The sequence below is a fragment of the Variovorax sp. 01T439_2 genome, from assembly GCF_056398445.1.
On sequence record NZ_JBFTPJ010001109.1, the window covers coordinates 1 to 1,723 of the forward strand.

A 1,723-nucleotide genomic window follows, 5' to 3' on the forward strand; every position below is an offset into this window, starting at 1 on the left:
GCGTTCACCGGCACCAACGACGCGGCGCCTGTCAGCCCCATCGTCACGACGGTGGCCGGCCAGGGGGAATCGGGGCCGACCATGGAATTGGGGGTCGCGCGGAGCGACACGATCCTGCAGCAGTCCGCCCCGCCCGCGGGCTTCGCGCTGCGCAGCATCTCGTGTACCGGCATGGCCGCGGGCGGCACCGCGACCTATGACCTGGCGCTGAGGCGGGTGACCCTGAATGCGGCGGCCACGGACTACGGCGCCAACATCGCCTGTACCTTCACCAACACCCGCGTGGTCGTCACCGTCAGCAAGCTGGGCGAAGGCGGAACGGACAGCTTTTCGTTCACCGGCTCCAACGGCTTCGCGGCGCAAAGCATCACGACTTCTGCGGCCAACGTGCCAGAGGAGGGCGATCCATCCGGCCTGACCACCGTGGGCGCCGCAACCACCATCACCGAAGGCGTGCCGCCCGCCGGCTGGAAGCTCAAGGGCATCGCCTGCACGGGCATGGGCGCGGGCGGCACGGCCACGGTGAACCTCACCTCGCGCTCTGTCACCCTGAATGCAGCCGCCACGGCAGCCGGCAGCAACATTGCGTGTACCTTCACCAACACCAAGCTGCCGACGATGACGGTCAGCAAGGTGTCGATCGGCGGCACGGACAGCTTCGCCTTCACCGGTACCAACGGCTTCACCGCCACCAACGTGACGACGGAAGACGACGGCGTTGCCATCGCGGCGGCGGAACAGGTGCTCACGGCCGCGAACACCGCCACCAGCATCACCGAAAGCGTGCCGCCGGTCCCCTATGCGTTGACCGGCATCAGCTGCACGGGCATGGGCCCGGGAGGCAGTGCCACGCCGAACCTGGCCACGCGCACCATCGCGCTGAACGCCGCGGCCACTGCACCGGGCAGCGAGATCAACTGCACTTTCACGAACACGGTGCAGCCGCAGCTCAAGCTGGTGAAGACCGCCGGCGCCGCGAGCTTCGCAGTGGGCGTGCCGTCGAGCTACACGCTCACGCTGAACAACATCGGCCCGGTACCAACCTCCGCTCCCGCGACGATCAGCGACACCGTGCCCGCCACGCTGACGCTCGGCACCATGCCCGCCGGCTGCAGTGCAAGCGGGCAGGTCGTGAGCTGTACCGTGCCCGCGGGGCTCGCCGCCACCAGCGGCGCTGCGGCCTTCGTCATTCCGGTCACGCCCTTGCCGGGCGCCTCGCCGAGCGTGGCCAATACCGCGACGGCCACGGGCGGTGGCGACCCGTCCTGCACCGCGACGGGCAATTGCATCAGCAGCGTGACCACGCCGGTGCTGGGGGAGCCCCGCATCACCCTGCGCAAGACCAAGACCAACATCGCCGGCACCCACACCTTCGGCTTCACGCTGACCGGCGTGACCAACCCGACGGACAGCATCGCCGTGACCGCGCTGGCCACGCCGCAGGCCTCCACCACGGTGCACGTGGGCACGCCGGGCGTCGAGGCCTCCGTGCAGGAGTCGGGCGTGCCCGCGGGCTGGCCGGCCAACCCGGTGTCGGTGTCCTGCCTGGACTCCGCAGCCGCGACGAGCGGCAACCCAGCGACGCAGCTGGCCATACTCAACGGCAACACCGCAACCCTGCCGGCGAGCGTGATGCGGCCCGCGGCGGCCATTGCCTGTACCTTCCCCAACCCGGCCACCGCGCGCGTCGCGGTGAACAAGACCGCGGCGGCGACCGCCGGAG

1 protein-coding gene is annotated in these 1,723 nt (G+C 70.3%); it reads left to right on the forward strand.

The features are described 5' to 3' along the window. A partial coding sequence (locus tag AC1DOC_RS32485; RefSeq protein WP_478131422.1) for a prealbumin-like fold domain-containing protein occupies positions 1–1,723 on the forward strand: 1,723 nt, incomplete at both ends.